This window comes from Rhizorhabdus dicambivorans (genome assembly GCF_002355275.1).
Taxonomy (GTDB): Bacteria; Pseudomonadota; Alphaproteobacteria; order Sphingomonadales; family Sphingomonadaceae; genus Rhizorhabdus; species Rhizorhabdus dicambivorans.
On the sequence record NZ_CP023449.1, the window covers coordinates 4,614,037 to 4,628,815 of the forward strand.

The 14,779-nt window shown below is 66.5% G+C and carries 15 protein-coding genes; 7 read left to right on the forward strand and 8 right to left on the reverse strand.

The features are described 5' to 3' along the window. Window positions 1-55: 55 nt before the first annotated feature. The 3 genes from phoU (at window position 56) to CMV14_RS21735 (ending at window position 2,604) form a co-directional block, all read left to right on the forward strand. Entirely contained in the window at window positions 56-754 is a 699-nt protein-coding gene (phoU, locus tag CMV14_RS21725) for a phosphate signaling complex protein PhoU (protein WP_066966089.1), read from the forward strand. Further along, the gene (gene phoB, locus CMV14_RS21730; protein WP_066966036.1) at window positions 754-1,452 is read left to right on the forward strand and encodes a phosphate regulon transcriptional regulator PhoB; all 699 of its coding nucleotides are present in this window, start codon (window positions 754-756) and stop codon (window positions 1,450-1,452) included. The genes phoU and phoB overlap by 1 nt, the downstream gene beginning before the upstream one ends. Before the next feature lie 78 nt (window positions 1,453-1,530). Further along, the gene (locus tag CMV14_RS21735; RefSeq protein ID WP_066966040.1) at window positions 1,531-2,604 is read left to right on the forward strand and encodes a hypothetical protein; all 1,074 of its coding nucleotides are present in this window, start codon (window positions 1,531-1,533) and stop codon (window positions 2,602-2,604) included. Between the two features lie 4 nt (window positions 2,605-2,608). Here CMV14_RS21735 and CMV14_RS21740 read toward each other — a convergent pair whose 3' ends face one another. The 3 genes from CMV14_RS21740 to CMV14_RS21750 form a co-directional block, all read right to left on the reverse strand. Beyond that, complete coding sequence (locus CMV14_RS21740; protein ID WP_066966043.1) at window positions 2,609-2,944, reverse strand: DUF2794 domain-containing protein; 336 nt, start codon at window positions 2,942-2,944, stop codon at window positions 2,609-2,611. Window positions 2,945-2,957: 13 nt separating this feature from the next. After that, on the reverse strand, window positions 2,958-3,659 hold the full coding sequence (gene epsC, locus CMV14_RS21745; protein WP_066966045.1) for a serine O-acetyltransferase EpsC: 702 nt from the start codon (window positions 3,657-3,659) through the stop codon (window positions 2,958-2,960). Window positions 3,660-3,816: 157 nt separating this feature from the next. Further along, window positions 3,817-4,284: a peptidylprolyl isomerase gene (locus tag CMV14_RS21750; RefSeq protein ID WP_066966047.1), complete on the reverse strand. Its 468-nt coding sequence runs from the start codon at window positions 4,282-4,284 to the stop codon at window positions 3,817-3,819. A gap of 105 nt (window positions 4,285-4,389) precedes the next feature. On the opposite strand from CMV14_RS21750, the gene CMV14_RS21755 reads away from it, so the two are divergent. The 3 genes from CMV14_RS21755 (at window position 4,390) to CMV14_RS21765 (ending at window position 7,862) form a co-directional block, all read left to right on the forward strand. Continuing rightward, the gene (locus CMV14_RS21755; RefSeq protein ID WP_066966092.1) at window positions 4,390-5,934 is read left to right on the forward strand and encodes a DHA2 family efflux MFS transporter permease subunit; all 1,545 of its coding nucleotides are present in this window, start codon (window positions 4,390-4,392) and stop codon (window positions 5,932-5,934) included. Between the two features lie 79 nt (window positions 5,935-6,013). Further along, complete coding sequence (gene mgtE / locus CMV14_RS21760) at window positions 6,014-7,423, forward strand: magnesium transporter (RefSeq protein ID WP_066966050.1); 1,410 nt, start codon at window positions 6,014-6,016, stop codon at window positions 7,421-7,423. Between the two features lie 22 nt (window positions 7,424-7,445). Beyond that, window positions 7,446-7,862 carry a DUF1489 family protein gene (locus CMV14_RS21765; RefSeq protein ID WP_096367807.1) on the forward strand — a complete coding sequence of 139 codons (417 nt, stop codon included), beginning with the start codon at window positions 7,446-7,448 and terminating at the stop codon, window positions 7,860-7,862. A gap of 248 nt (window positions 7,863-8,110) precedes the next feature. Here the strand turns inward: CMV14_RS21765 and CMV14_RS21770 are convergent, their stop codons facing one another. The 5 genes from CMV14_RS21770 to CMV14_RS21790 form a co-directional block, all read right to left on the reverse strand. After that, window positions 8,111-8,815 carry a head GIN domain-containing protein gene (locus CMV14_RS21770; RefSeq protein ID WP_066965772.1) on the reverse strand — a complete coding sequence of 235 codons (705 nt, stop codon included), beginning with the start codon at window positions 8,813-8,815 and terminating at the stop codon, window positions 8,111-8,113. Between the two features lie 111 nt (window positions 8,816-8,926). Continuing rightward, window positions 8,927-9,445: a CarD family transcriptional regulator gene (locus CMV14_RS21775; RefSeq protein ID WP_056379508.1), complete on the reverse strand. Its 519-nt coding sequence runs from the start codon at window positions 9,443-9,445 to the stop codon at window positions 8,927-8,929. 228 nt (window positions 9,446-9,673) lie between these two features. Further along, window positions 9,674-10,012 (reverse strand): ferredoxin FdxA, encoded by a 339-nt coding sequence (gene fdxA, locus CMV14_RS21780; protein WP_066965770.1) that lies wholly within the window; start codon window positions 10,010-10,012, stop codon window positions 9,674-9,676. Between the two features lie 35 nt (window positions 10,013-10,047). After that, window positions 10,048-10,329, reverse strand: a complete 282-nt coding sequence (locus CMV14_RS21785) for an RNA-binding S4 domain-containing protein (protein ID WP_066965767.1) — start codon at window positions 10,327-10,329, stop codon at window positions 10,048-10,050. Next, window positions 10,316-12,868, reverse strand: coding sequence for a helicase-related protein (locus tag CMV14_RS21790; RefSeq protein ID WP_066965813.1), 2,553 nt, complete (start codon window positions 12,866-12,868; stop codon window positions 10,316-10,318). Before CMV14_RS21790 ends, CMV14_RS21785 begins: the two co-directional genes overlap by 14 nt. Window positions 12,869-13,133: 265 nt before the next feature. Here CMV14_RS21790 and CMV14_RS21795 point away from each other — a divergent pair, with 265 nt between their 5' ends. After that, on the forward strand, window positions 13,134-14,681 hold the full coding sequence (locus tag CMV14_RS21795) for a M23 family metallopeptidase (protein ID WP_066965764.1): 1,548 nt from the start codon (window positions 13,134-13,136) through the stop codon (window positions 14,679-14,681). Window positions 14,682-14,779: the final 98 nt, after the last annotated feature.

Here is a 14,779-nt window from a genome sequence, read left to right on the forward strand (position 1 = left end):
CACCATAGGCCGCGCCTAGACGGTGCCGGCCTTCCGGGACCGAAAGGAATGGAAGATGGCAACGGGTCACACCGTCAAGGCATTCGACGAGGATCTGGGCCAGCTCCGCGCCCTCATTTCGGAAATGGGCGGACGCGCCGAGGCGGCGATCACCGGCGCGCTGGAGGCGCTGGTCAATCGCGACCTCGAGACCGCCGCGCAGATCGTTCAAAACGACAAGAAGATCGACGAGCTCGAAGCCGAGATCGAGCGCCAGGTGGTCCGCCTGATCGCGCTGCGCGCGCCGCTGGCCGACGATCTGCGCGAGGTGCTGGCCGCGCTGAAGATCGCGGGCGTGGTCGAGCGCATGGGCGACTATGCCAAGAACATCGCCAAGCGCGTTGCCCTGCTCCAGGAGACGCGCGGCATCGAGGCGCTGGCCGTGCTGCCCGCGATGGGCAAGGTCGCGGCCGAGATGGTCCGCAACGTGCTCGACGCCTTCGTCCTGCGCGATGCCGAGGCCGCTGTGGCGGTGACAGCGCGCGACAAGGCAGTGGACGATTTCTACAACAGCCTGTTCCGCACGCTGCTGACTTACATGATGGAAAATCCGCACAATATCACGGCGTCGACGCATCTGCTGTTCATCGCCAAGAATATCGAACGGATCGGCGACCATGCGACCAACGTGGCCGAAATGGTCTATTTCGCCGCGACCGGCAGGCAGATGGCCGAACGGGCCAAGGGCGAGGACCCCCTCGCAGGAGATAGTTGATGGCGCGCGCCCGGGTGCTTCTGGTCGAGGACGATGCGGCACTTGCCGAACTGGTCAGCTGGCATCTCGAGCGCGAGGATTTCGAGGTCGAGCGTACCGGCGACGGCGAGGAAGCAATCCTGCTGGCGCGCGAGACGCCGCCCGATCTGGTCCTTCTCGACTGGATGATAGAGGGCGTCTCGGGGATCGAGGTCTGCCGGCGCCTCCGTCGCCTGCCCGACACCGCCAATGTCCCGATCATCATGCTCACCGCGCGCGGCGAGGAGGAGGATCGGGTACGAGGCCTGGAGACGGGCGCCGACGACTATGTCACAAAGCCCTTCTCCCCGCGCGAACTGGTTGCCCGGGTCGGCGCCGTGCTGCGCCGGGTGCGCCCGGCGCTGGCCGGCGAGCGGCTCTATTATGCCGATATCGAGATGGACACGGCCAGCCACCGGGTACGCCGCAACGGATCGCCGATCGCGCTGGGCCCCACCGAGTTCCGCCTTCTCAAGCATTTCCTGGAGCATCCCGGCCGCGTCTTCTCGCGCGAGCGGCTGCTCGATTCGGTCTGGGGCCGCGACAGCGACATCGAGCCGCGCACCGTCGATGTCCATATCCGCCGGCTGCGCAAGGCGATCAACGTCGCCGATGCGCCGGACGTGATCCGCACCGTCCGGTCTGCCGGATATGCGCTCGACAGCGAGGGCATGCTCTGACGCACCCGATCGGCAAGGCTGTATTGTTATTATAATACAGTAGTGCTATTCTTCCCGCTGAAACCGGGAGAGAGCCCCATGTACAGCGAGAGCGATATTGATGGCGCGGTCGAGGCCGGCGCGCTGAGCCGCGAAGCAGCGACGGCGCTAAGGGCCCATGTCGCGGGGCAACGCGCCATGCCCGCCGTCGATGAGGAGAGCTTCCGGCTGCTGACCGGCTTCAACGATATCTTCGTATCGATCGCCGCCGTGCTGATGCTGGTGGCGACGGGCTGGATCGGCAACATGATCCGATTGCTCGCCCCCGAACATGGACCTTCTCCCTTCATCGGTTTCGCGGTGGCCGCCACCGCCTGGGGGCTGGCCGAATATTTCACCCGCGAGCGGCGCATGGCGCTGCCCAGCATCATCCTGCTGCTGGCCTATGCGGGCGGGCTGTTCCTGGGTTTCGCCGTGCTGATCGGTGTCACCTTCGGCCTCGAGCATGACCATGAGCAGAATGAGCGTGTGCTGGCGATGATCGTCGCCGCCGCTGCCGCGCTCACCGCGGGCGGCGTGTGGCTGCACTGGCGCCGCTTCATGGTGCCGATCACCGTGGCGGCCGGCGCCGCGACCCTGGCCGGCGTGCTGATGGCGCTGGTCGTGGCGGCGGTACCGACCATCGGCGGCCATATCCTGAAGCTGCTGCTGGTGGCGGGGCTCGGCGTCTTTTCGCTCGCCATGTGGTGGGACATGAGCGACCGCACCCGCACCACGCGGCGTTCCGACGTGGCCTTCTGGCTGCATCTGCTGGCGGCGCCGATGATCGTCCATCCGATCTTCGCGATGATGGGTATGCTCGAAGGCACCGCCGCGCCCGCGCAGGCTTCCTTCGTGATCCTGATCTATATCGCGCTCGGCTTCGTCGCCCTGGCGATCGACCGGCGCGCGCTGATGGTCTCGGCGCTGGTCTATGTGCTGTACGCCCTCTCGAGCCTGATCGAGCAGAGCGGTGCGGTCGACCTGAGCTTCGGCCTGACCGCGCTGATCATCGGCTCGGCACTGCTGCTGCTCTCGGCCTTCTGGACCGTGGCCCGACGCCATGTCGTCGGGCTGCTGCCGGACGATCTCGCGCTGCGACTACCCGTGATCGACCGGCTGCAGGCTGCCTGAAACCTCAGTCCTCGACGAGCTTCATCAGCCGCCGCTCGACCGGCGCCAGCACCGGGCCCAGTTCCTGGCCGCGCTTTAGGATGGCGCCGCCCTCCCCGATCAGCGCCCACATGCCCTGGCGGTTGCGCAGCGCGGGGCGTTTCTCGATGCGATATTCGGGACGCTCCGCGGCGCGGCGGAAAGCGGCGAAGCAGGCGGCCTCGCGGCCCAGGTCGATCGCATAGTCGCGCCAAAGCCCGGCAGCGACCATCCGGCCGTAGAGATCGAGGATACGCATCAATTCGGGCCGGTCGAACCCCACCTGCAGGGGTTTGCCCGGAAAAGGGGAGATCGTCCCCATTCAGCCGCGATCCTCAGGCCCGTTCACGATCCTCATCCAGTTTCGCGCGGACGGTATCGCGCTCGTCGAGCAGTTTGCCGATGCGACCGCGCAGAGTTTCCAGCTCGCATCGCAATATTTCAAGCTGCTGGGTCTGCGGGTCGAAGCGTTCGCTGCACGGCGTACCATAAGGCGTGAAGCCCTTCTGATATTCCTTGGCATCCACCAGCATCGGCCGCGCCGGGATGCCGACCACCACCTGGCCTTCGGCCACGTCCTTGGTCACCACCGCATTGGCGCCGACCCGCGCCCGCTTGCCCACCGTGATCGGCCCAAGGACCACCGCGCCCACGCTGATGATCGCGCCATCGCCTATCGTCGGGTGGCGCTTTCCGCCTTCGCCATTGGTGGGGTTCGTCCCGCCCAGGGTGCAGCCCTGATACATGGTGACATCATCGCCGATGATCGAGGTCTCGCCGATCACGACGAAGCCATGGTCGATGAAGAAGCGGCGGCCGATCTGTACGCCCGGATGGATGTCGATCGCGGTCAGCATGCGCGAGACATGGTTGACGAACCGGGCGAGGAAATAAAGCTCCGCCTGGAACAGCCAGTGCGCGATCCGGTGAAGCCCCAGCGCGAGCACGCCCGGATAGAGCAGAATCTCCCACCGCGAACGCGGCGCGGGATCGCGCGCCTTGATGGAATCGAGGTAGGAAATCAGACCATCGAACATCGGCTATACCTTCAGGGCCCACTCCATCGGGAACCGCCAATATAGGCCGCCCCTTCCGCCCTGCAAAGATGTTCCTGAGCGGTACGTCATAAGCAGGGCTTGTGAGGGCCCCGGGGGACCCTCCCCTGCCCTTGCGGACAGGGAAGGTCCAACGGCATCAATCGTCGGCGGCGATGCGCGCCTTGACGATCTTGCCGGGGCTGCGCGGCGGCTCGCCCTTGGGCAGCGCATCGACATGCTCCATGCCCGATTCGACCACGCCCCAGACGGTGTACTGGCGATCGAGGAACCGTGCGTCGTCGAAGCAGATGAAGAACTGGCTGTTCGCGCTGTCCGGATTCTGGCTGCGCGCCATCGAGCAGACGCCACGGACATGCGGCTCGGCATTGAACTCCGCCTTCAGGTTGGGCTTCTTCGAGCCGCCCATGCCGGTGCCGGTGGGATCGCCGCCCTGCGCCATGAAGCCCGGTATCACGCGGTGGAAGACTACACCGTCGTAAAAGCCTTCGCGAACCAGTTCCTTGATATGGCCCACATGGCCTGGGGCCAGATCCGGGCGAAGGTTGATGACGACATCGCCGCCCTCCAGGGTCATGATCAGCGTGTTCTCGGAATCGGCGGCCATCGGGCTCTCCTTTGCGTGAAAAAATCCGCCCCGTCCCTATCGCCAGACGTCCTCCGATGCGAGCGATGATTGCCCGGCCCGCGGCGGGGTGACATGGTGCGCGCGATGACCGAACCCACCAAAGACCAAGCCATCGTCCGCCTGGACCCGGTTCCCAAGGCCCTGGCCACCGCGCTGATCATGGCCGCGACCGTACTGGTCGTGCTCGACCAGACGATTGCCAATGTCGCGCTGCCGCACATGCAGGCGGCGCTCGGCGCCACGCCGGATTCGATATCCTGGGTGCTCACCTCCTATATCCTGGCGACGGCGATCGCGACGCCGCTCACGGGCTGGCTGGCCGGCCGGATCGGGCGCAACCGGCTGTTCGGCATCGCCATCGCCGGCTTCACCATGAGTTCGGCGATATGCGGCCTATCGGTATCGCTGCCGATGATGGTCGCGGCACGGCTGACACAGGGCTTCTTCGGCGCCTTCCTGCTGCCGATGTCGCAATCCTTCCTCTACGACATGAACAAGCCCTCGGAACAGATGCGGGCGATGACCATCTGGGGCATGGGCGTGATGATCGCGCCGGTCATCGGCCCGGCGCTGGGCGGGCTGCTGACCGAATATCTCAACTGGCGCTGGGTATTCTTCATCAATGTGCCGATCGGGGCGCTGGCCGCCATCGGCATCTTCGCGGTCATGCCGAAATTCCCCTCCACCCGCCGGACCTTCGATCATATCGGCTTCATCCTGATCGCCCTGGCACTGGGCGGGCTACAACTGGCGCTCGATCGCGGCACCCAGCAGGACTGGCTCGAATCATCGGAGATCATCATCGAACTGGGCATCAGCGCCGGCGCGTTCTGGATGCTGATCTTCCACCTGCGCCACCATCCCCACCCGCTCATCCCGATCCAGCTCTTCCAGAACCGGACCTTCGCCGGCGCGATGCTGTTGGCGCTGGTCGTGGCGCCGGTGGTGATAGCCGGCTCGGCGCTGCTTCCGCCGCTGATCCAGGTGCTGCTGGGCTACCCGGTCCTGGATTCCGGATTGCTCATGATGCCGCGTGGAATCGCCATGGCGATCAGCATGGTGATCGGCGGCAAGCTGATGCAGCATTTCGATGGACGGGTGGTGATCGGGCTGGGCCTGATGCTGATCATATGGTCGCTGTGGATACAGACGGGCTTCAGCCTCCAGATGGATTCCAGGCTGCTGATCTGGTCCGGGATCGTGCAAGGGGCCGGATCGGGCCTCGCCATCACCACCATCAATTTCGTATCGGTTTCCACGCTGCCCCCGGCGCTCAGGACCGATGGCGCCGCCTGCTACAGCCTGGTGCGCAGCCTCGGCTCGTCGCTGATGATCACGTTCATGACGTCGATGCTGGCGCGCAACATGCAGATCAACCATGCCGAGGTGGGCAGCGCGCTGCACGCCAGCAGCACCCCCTTCCTGATGCCGCAGATGCTGGGCGGCAGCCACTCAAGCGACCAGATCGCGGCCTTCGCCAATGCGGAGGTGACCCGCCAGGCGATGATGATCGCCTATATCGACGATTTCTGGCTGATGATGTGGCTGGGCGTGGCGGCGATCCCGATCCTGTTCCTCCTAAGCCCGGTCCGCTCCCGAAAGGGCCAGCCGATGGAGATCATGGAATAGGCCGGGCCGGGCCGCATTGCGATATCGTCGGCAGGCTCGTAGAGCGGCCGAAGCTCGCGGATCATCGGCGGAGGACGGCATGAGCGAAACCGAGATCGAGACCGCCGTCGAGCCGGCTGCGGCCGAAGCCCTGCACGATGAGGACGACCGGCTGAAGTCCAGCTTCGTCGACGCCGTCATCGAATGCGTCGAGCAGGGCGACTTCGAGGGCGCGCGCAGCCTGGTCCGCCCGCTCCACCCCGCCGACATCGCCGACCTTTTCGAGCTTGCACCGCAGGACATGCGGCGCCCGATCGCATCGGCGATCGCCGGGCTGCTCGATGGCGATGTGCTCGCCGAAATGAACGAATGGGTTCGCGAGGAACTGATCGAGGCGCTCGCGCCCCATGAGGTGGCCGAGATCGCCACCCAGCTGGATACCGATGACGCGGTTGCGATCATCGAGGAGCTGGAGGAGGAGGACCAGCGCGCGGTGCTGCGCGCGATGGAGCCCGACGACCGTGCCGCCATCGAGGAAGCGCTGTCCTACCCGGAGGAATCCGCCGGCCGCCTGATGCAGCGCGACCTGATCGCGGTGCCCGAACATTGGACGGTCGGCCATGTGCTCGACTATCTGCGCAAGAACGAGGATCTCACCACCGATTTCTGGGAGATCTACGTCGTCGATCATGCCCATCATCCGATCGGCACCTGCAAGCTGAGCTGGGTGATGCGCACCCCGCGCGCGATCGGCATCAGCGACGTGATGCAGCGCGAGCAGACCCTGATCCCGGTCGACATGGACCAGGAGGAGGTTGCGCTCCGCTTCCAGAAATATGCGCTCATCTCGGCGGCGGTGACGGATCCAAGCGGCCGGCTGGTCGGCATGATCACCGTCGACGACATCGTCCACATCATCCAGGAAGAGGCTGGCGAGGATATCCTCAAGCTGTCCGGCGCCGGCGATGGCGACATCAACGAGCCGATCCTCGAAACCGTGAAGGTCCGCCTGTCCTGGCTGGTGGTGAACCTGGGCACCGCCGTGCTCGCCGCCTCGGTGGTGGGGCTTTTCCAGGGGACGATATCCGGCCTTGTCGTGCTGGCGGTGCTGATGCCGATCGTGTCGGGCATGGGGGGCAATGCCGGTACGCAGACGATGGCCGTGGCGGTGCGCGCGCTTGCGCTCAACCAGCTTACATCGTCGAATACCGCGCGCATGATCCTGCGGGAATTCCGCATCGCCATCGCCAACGGGCTGTGCCTTGGCGCGCTGATCGGCATCGCGGTCTATCTGATCTATGGCAATCGCGATCTGGGCATCGTGATCTGCCTGGCGATGATCATCAACAACATCATCGCCGGCCTCGCCGGCATCCTGGTGCCCGTGAGCCTCGACAAGGCGGGCGCCGACCCGGCGGTCTCATCGGCGGTGTTCGTCACCACCGCGACCGACGTGATGGGCTTCTTCTCCTTCCTGGGGCTTGCCACATTGTGGGGTCTGCACGGTTGATCGCATCCCGGTCTATGCCGATATGACGGCGATGACCGCGCTCAACATGACCAAGATCGCTTTCGGCTGCGACGGCTTCGACGAGCTGCGCGCCCGCCTCGCCGCCCGTATCGAGCGCGGCGAGAACATCGTCCTGTCCACCCGTTACCTGCCCAAGCGGGTCGAGGAGATGACGGGAGGGTCGCTCTACTGGATTTCGCAGCACCGCTTCGGGCTGCGCCAGCCGCTGGTCGGCTTTTCAGAGCTTGAGGGCGGCCGGATCGGCATCGTCCTGGCCCCCGTGCTGATCGAGGTGGAGCCCCGCCCCCGCCGCGCCCACCAGGGCTGGCGCTATCTCAGCGCCGAGGATGCACCGAAGGACCTGCCGCAGGATGGCGCCTCGGGCGAAGGCATACCGGCCGCGCTGCACGCCGAACTGGCGGCAATGGGGCTGCTTTGAGCGGACCGGACACCTTCCGGGCTGGTGAGGCGGCTGGAGCCGAGCGATGCCAGCTTCGGCCAAAGATGGGGAGCGATCATCCAGCGCGGGGGCAGCAGCTGCGCGGGAACGGGTTGGAGCGGCGGGTTCGACATTCCCCGCCAAACCCGGACGGGCCGGCAATGTTCAAGCTGTTGCGTTCGGGTGACGACGAACCGAGCCAGGACAAGGTTCGGCGAGGCAAGGCAACGCGTAAGCGGGCGCCGCCGTCAATGTCCGCAATAGATATCGCCCGATCCCAGCTTGCTCTTCGTACAGCTCGGCCGCCCGCCGACATGGATATCGCCTGAGCCCACCACGCTGGCCTTCGCGACGCGGGTCGGCCCGATGGCGATATCGCCCGAGCCGGTGACCGATGCGGTGAGCAGGTCGACCTGCAGCCCTTCCCCGCGCAGATTGCCCGATCCCCGCACCGACGCATCAGCGCGACCGATGCGCCCCGCAAGAGTGAGGTCCCCGGACCCGGTGACGCTGGCGGTCAGCCGGCTGCTGTCGAGCCGGCCGATCGACAGATCGCCGGACCCGGTGAGCAGCGCGGAAAAGGCGGTGGCGCGGATACGGTCGACACTGAGGTCGCCCGATCCGGTGAGAGTCACCGCGCTGAGCATCGGCACGGTGATATCGACGAAGACCCGGTCGTTGCCGGTCCAGCTCATCCCGCTCCAGCCCCAGTTCTTCTCGGTGGTGACGACCAGCGTATCGCCGCGCGGCTCGACGACCAACTTGTCGATCCGTGCCTGCGGGCCCCGGGCGTTGACCGACGTCTTGGCGCCGGTGCGGACGCGCACCGTATAGGGGCCCTCGACCCGCAACTTGGCAAAGCCGGGCACCGGAAAGGCGCGCGTCGCGGCGGCGGCCGGAACCACCGACGCGGCGACGGCGAGACACGTCAGGGCGATGATCGATCGGCGCATCGGGCTCTCCTTCTCTCCTGTATTACAGCAATAATACGGAGTCGGGGAACGCCCAAACGAAAAAGGCGATCCCGCAGGACCGCCTGTTTCGCGTTCGACCGGAGCCGAAGCTTATTTGTTGTGGATCGCCGCGGCCTTGCGGAGGATCTCGAGGATCTTCTCCTGCGCGGTAGGCTCATCGACCGCTTCCATCGCCGCCAGCTCACGGGCGAGGCGGCTGGTCGCCGCTTCGAAGATCTGGCGCTCGGAATAGCTCTGCTCAGGCTGATCGTCGGCGCGGAAAAGGTCGCGGACCACTTCCGAGATCGAGACCAGGTCGCCCGAGTTGATCTTCGCCTCATATTCCTGGGCGCGACGCGACCACATGGTGCGCTTGATCTTGGGCTTGCCCTTCAGCGTGGTCAGGGCTTCGCCCATCGTCACGCTCGACGACAGCTTGCGCATGCCAACGGCTTCGGCCTTGTTGGTGGGCACGCGAAGGGTCATCCGCTCCTTTTCGAAGCGCAGGACGTAGAGTTCGAGTTTGGCTCCCGCGATCTCCTGGCTTTGCAGTTCGACCACGCGGCCGACACCATGCTTGGGATAAACAACATAATCGCCGACGACGAAGCTCAGCGCCTTGGCAGCCATTTAGCAGACCTTTCTTTGGGGTGCCGCACAGGCCCCGTCCGATCCGCCCTCCCCCCAGCGGCCGACGGCAATACTATACGGCGAGTCACAGGTTCCTTGTTGCAGGCGCTCTGAAATGCGCCCGGACACGAATCCCTGTAACACAGGTGTAAGCGAAAAACCAGCATCTCCGGCCTTTTGCCGAAGGCCGAGCCCAATTTTCAGCGATTTCGCCGCTGCGGCGTCGGCTCAGTCGCCCTGGCCGGGGTCCGGCGAGAAATGATTGTCATATTTGCCCTCGACGCCTTTCCACGAATCGGCGTCGGCCGGGGCTTCACGCTTGCGGGTGATGTTGGGCCACTGCGCGGCGAAGGTATTGTTCAGCTCCAGCCACTGCTCCAGGCCAGACTCGGTGTCGGGAAGGATGGCTTCCGCCGGGCATTCGGGCTCGCAGACGCCGCAGTCGATGCACTCGCTGGGGTTGATGACGAGCATGTTGTCGCCCTCGTAGAAGCAATCGACGGGGCACACCTCGACACAATCCATATACTTGCAGCGGATGCAGGCATCGGTGACGACGTAGGTCATTCTCAACTTTCCCCAAGGGCGGAACGCGGCCCCCGTTAGGTCGCGGCTCGGCCCGCGTCAACAGGGGGCGGGGAAAGGTCGGTATAGCAGGCCTGGGCCTCGGGCGATGGACCGCGACGGACGGGCAGCGCCTCGATCCGGATAACCCGCACCCGGCCGTGCAGGGGGAAGCTCAGCACATTACCGACATGGACAGCGGCGTGGGCCTGATCGACCACCCGCCCGTCGATCCGCATATGCCCGGCTTCGGCCACCTCCTGCGCGAGGCCACGGGTCCTGGTCAGCCGGGTGAACCAGAGATATTTATCGAGCCGCATTGCCGGTCGGATAGAGATCGGCAAGCGCCCCGAAGGCGTTGCCGGGCCGGTGGATCCGCTCCTTGCGCTGCTCGCGCTTGCCCTTCCACACCCAGGCTTCGGGCTCGCCATCCCCCCTGGCCGGGGGCGCGGCGCGGAAGCCGAGCGCCAACATCAGCTGGGCGAAGCTGGCATGCCGCAGGCCCAGCGACGTGGCCAGCCCCGGATCAGGGGTGAAGGGCGCACGCCCGGCCCGGGCATCATGCGCGAGCCGCGCCAGCCGCTCGACCAGATCGACCCGCAGCATCTGCGCGCCCAGCGCGCGGAAGCCGGCGCGGACCATCGCCTCACAGGCGTCGCGATCGGGCGGCGTGGCCATCGACACCGCGCCTGGCACCGGCAGTTCGGGCATCAGCTGATCCTCTGCCGCCGCGAACAGCGCGATCCGCCAGCGGGTCGGCTCCGGCTTCAGCAGGGTCGGGGAATAGACGTCGATGGTGCCGATCTTCACGTCGAGCCGTTCCGCGCGCGAACGGCCTTCGCGGTCGAGATGGTCGATCGCCGACGCGATCTCGGGACGCGCGATGATCCCGCCCGCCTCGGCGAGCGGCGACAGCAGCGCACGCAGCGAGGACGGACAGGCGGGATCGCGCGCGGCCTCGAGATAGCGGGCGAGCGGCTTCAGCTCGCGCTGGATGCGTCCCTCCAGCCAGGTCGCCAGCCGTTGCTCGACGCCGGCACGGTCCGCTGCCCCCAGCGTATCGAGCGCGCGGTGGAGGCGGATGCGTGGGGTGAGCAGGGTCCGCCCCTTCTCCAGCCGCGCGACGACGTCGCCGCGCCAGAAGATCGCGACCGGGCGACCGACATCGGTGGCCAGGCTGAACTGGCCGTCCTCGTCGGCCGCGAGCTGGCGCGCGCGGCTGGCCAGTTCCGCACCCAGCCGGCGCTCGGCCGCGGCCATCAGCCGCTTCATGTCAGTGTGGCGGGCGAGATGATCGGGCTTGAACCGGAAACCGATCAGCCGGCCGATCGCCTCGCCATCGACGGTGACGATCCCGTCATCGTCGACCTTGACCGGGAGCAGCAGATCGCCGCCCTTCGCGCCCAGGTCGCGCATCAGCACCGAGGTGCGACGGTCGACGAAGCGCTGGGTGAGCCGCTGGTGGAGCGCGTCGGACAGCTTCTCCTCCAGCGTGCGGGTGCGATTGGCCCAATGATCGGCATCGGCCAGCCAGTCGGCGCGGTGCGCGATATAGGCCCAGGTGCGCACCCCCGCGATCCGGTCGGCCAGGGTCTCGACATCGCCCTGGACGCTGTCGAGCCGGGCCAGTTCCTCGGCGAACCAGCTCCTCGGCAGATAGCCGTCGCCCTCGCTGAGATGACGGAAGATGCGCGAGACGAGGCGGCTGTGCGGTTCGGGGCCGGTCTTGCGGAAATCGGGCAGGCCGCACGCCGCCCAGAGCCGGCCGATCATCCGGGGGCCGCGGGCCCGCTCGCGCACCCAGTCCTCGTCGGCAAGCCGCTTGAGCACGGCGAGATCGACCGCCTGGGGCGCTGCGCGCAGCACCGGCCGGTCCGGACGCCGTTCGAGATCGCCAATCAGCGCATCCAGTGAGGCGAGCGACGGCTGGCCCTCGCGCCAGTAGAGATGATCGATCGGCGGGAAGACATGTCCCTCGATCGCATCGACCTCCTCATCCTCGAACCGCGCGCCGCTGCTGCCTTCGAGCGCGAGCGTGCCGAAGGTCCCGTCGCGCTGGTGGCGACCGGCGCGGCCGGCGATCTGCGCCATTTCCGAAATGGTCAGGCGGCGCGCGCGGCGGCCATCGAACTTGCGCAGCGACGCGAAGGCGACATGGGCGACATCCATGTTCAGGCCCATGCCGATCGCATCGGTGGCAACCAGATAGTCGACCTCGCCGGCCTGGAACATCGCCACCTGGGCGTTGCGGGTGCGGGGGCTGAGCGCGCCCATAACCACCGCCGCGCCGCCGCGCAGGCGCCTGAGCATCTCGGCCACCGCATAAACCTCCTCGGCCGAGAAGGCGACGATCGCGGAGCGCGGCGGCAGCCGAGACAGCTTGGTGGCCCCCGCATAGGTCAGCGTCGAGAAGCGCGGCCGCCCGATGATCTCGGCATCGCGGATCACCGCGCGGATCATCGGGCGCAGCGCTTCCGACCCCAGGATCATCGTCTCTTCCCGTCCCCGCGCGCGCAGCAGCCGGTCGGTGAAGACGTGGCCGCGCTCGGGATCGGTGCCCAGCTGCGCCTCATCCAGCGCGACGAAGGCGAATTCGCGATCGAGCGGCATCGATTCAGCGGTGGTCAGATAATATTGCGCGTTGGGCGGGAGGAGCTTTTCTTCGCCGGTGATCAGCGCCACCCGCTCCTTGCCCTTGATCGCCACCACACGATCATAGACCTCGCGGGCGAGCAACCGCAGAGGGAAGCCGATCATCCCGCTGGAATGGCCGCACATCCGCTCGATCGCGAGATGCGTCTTGCCCGTGTTGGTCGGGCCCAGCACGGCGACGACCGGCTGGGCGCTATAGCTGGCCATGGACGCAAGATTGGCATGGCCGGTGACGAACGCAAGCGCCAAGCGATCGAGGGGCGGTCAAACATGTTCGCCGCCCCGGGCGAAGGCTCGATGCAGGGCCGCGACTCGACTCACGGACGAAATGACTCGGCTCGTCGCATTGGGCGAATATAAACGGCCGGATTAGTTTGACTTTAACCATGCTCAGGCAGACTGATCCTGCCTGGACCGAAAATGTCTCGTCAGGGCAGATAGTTAGGCATTTTGTAAAAAGGGGCGGGGGGCTTTGTACCGCAACGACGGCCACGGATTCGCGACAGAGAGCTACGCAGCGGGCGCCGGCAGGGGCGCGCTCGTCCTCGTCCGGGCGAACCGCTTCCAGCAGATCGGCGCACCGATCGCCGACGCCGTCGACCGGCTGGCGGGGGCCGACCTGGTCGTCGACCTCGGCGCGCGGATCGGATCGCGCGAATGGTTCCGCGGTCTTTTCACCTGCCTCTCGCTATGCACCGCCGCCGGCATGCTGGCACCCGATCTCAAGCCGGTCAGCTTCAGCGCCGAACCGCCATTGAACCGCGCACAGGCCGAACAGGTCCGCGCGCTGGCGATCGCTCCGCTCAGCCTGGGCGGCGACACCGGCCACCGGATGGCGCCGACCAGCTACGCCGAGCCGCTGACCGACACCCCCGAACGCCCCCGCATCGAACTGAGCGCCACACTGGGCCAGGGCGACGGCTTCGCCCGGGTGCTCGAACGCGCCGGCGTTTCGCGCGATGAGGCCGGCAAGATCGCCTCGATGGTCGATGGCGCGGTGCCGCTGGGCGATCTCAACGCGGGCACGCGCATGGATCTCGTCCTGGGCCGCCGTGCGGTGAAGAGCGACCCTCGCCCGCTCGAGAGCCTCGACTTCCGCGCCCGTTTCGATCTCAAGCTCGCGGTGTCGCGGGTTGACGGGCAATTGCTGCTGAAGCGCATTCCGATCGCGGTCGATCATACCCCGCTGCGCGTCCAGGGCCGGGTCGGCTCCAGTCTCTACCGTTCGGCCCGCGCCGCCGGCCTGCCCGGCGACGCGATCGAGGCCTTCATCAAGGCGATCTCACAGAAGCTGTCGATGCGCGGCATCGGCTCCGACGCGCGTTTCGACGCGATCATCGAACATGCCCGCGCCGAAACCGGCGAGGTGAAGATCGGCAGCCTGCTCTTCGCCGGCGTGACCGAGGGCAAGAAGAAGGTCCAGATGCTCAAATGGACCAATGGCAGCCGCAGCCAATGGTATGAGGCCAATGGCGTCGGCGAAACCAAGGGCGTGATGCGCCAGCCCGTGCTGGGCCATCTCACGTCGAGTTTCGGCATGCGCTTCCACCCGATCCTCGGCTTCTCGCGCATGCACCAAGGCGTCGATTTCGGTGCGCCGATGGGCGCCCCGATCGTTGCCGCGAGCGATGGCGTGGTGGGTTTCGCCGGCCGGCATGGCGGCCATGGCAATTATGTGCGGCTGAACCACAGCGGCGGCATCTCGACGGGCTATGCCCATATGAGTCGCATCATCGCGCGGCCCGGCCAGCGCGTCCGCCAGGGCGAACTGATCGGCTATGTCGGATCGACCGGCCTCTCGACCGGCCCGCATCTCCATTATGAGATGTACCGCAACGGCAAGGCGATCAACCCGACCTCGATGAAGTTCACCACCGTCCAGCAGCTTGCCGGCCGTGACCTCGCCAATTTCAAGGCGAAGCTCAACAATTTGCTGTCGGTGCGGGTGAGCAATGGCGGTGGAGCATCGACGGTAAAGCGCGCCGATGCCGATCCGAAGGCCGCGCGCAAGGCGGGATAGGTTGGCGCAAAAGTGGAGGGCCGCCGACTCCTCCAGCGAACCGGCGACCCTCCTCCCCACAACGCCACGCGGGGATCTGGTTAAGCTATGGATGTGGT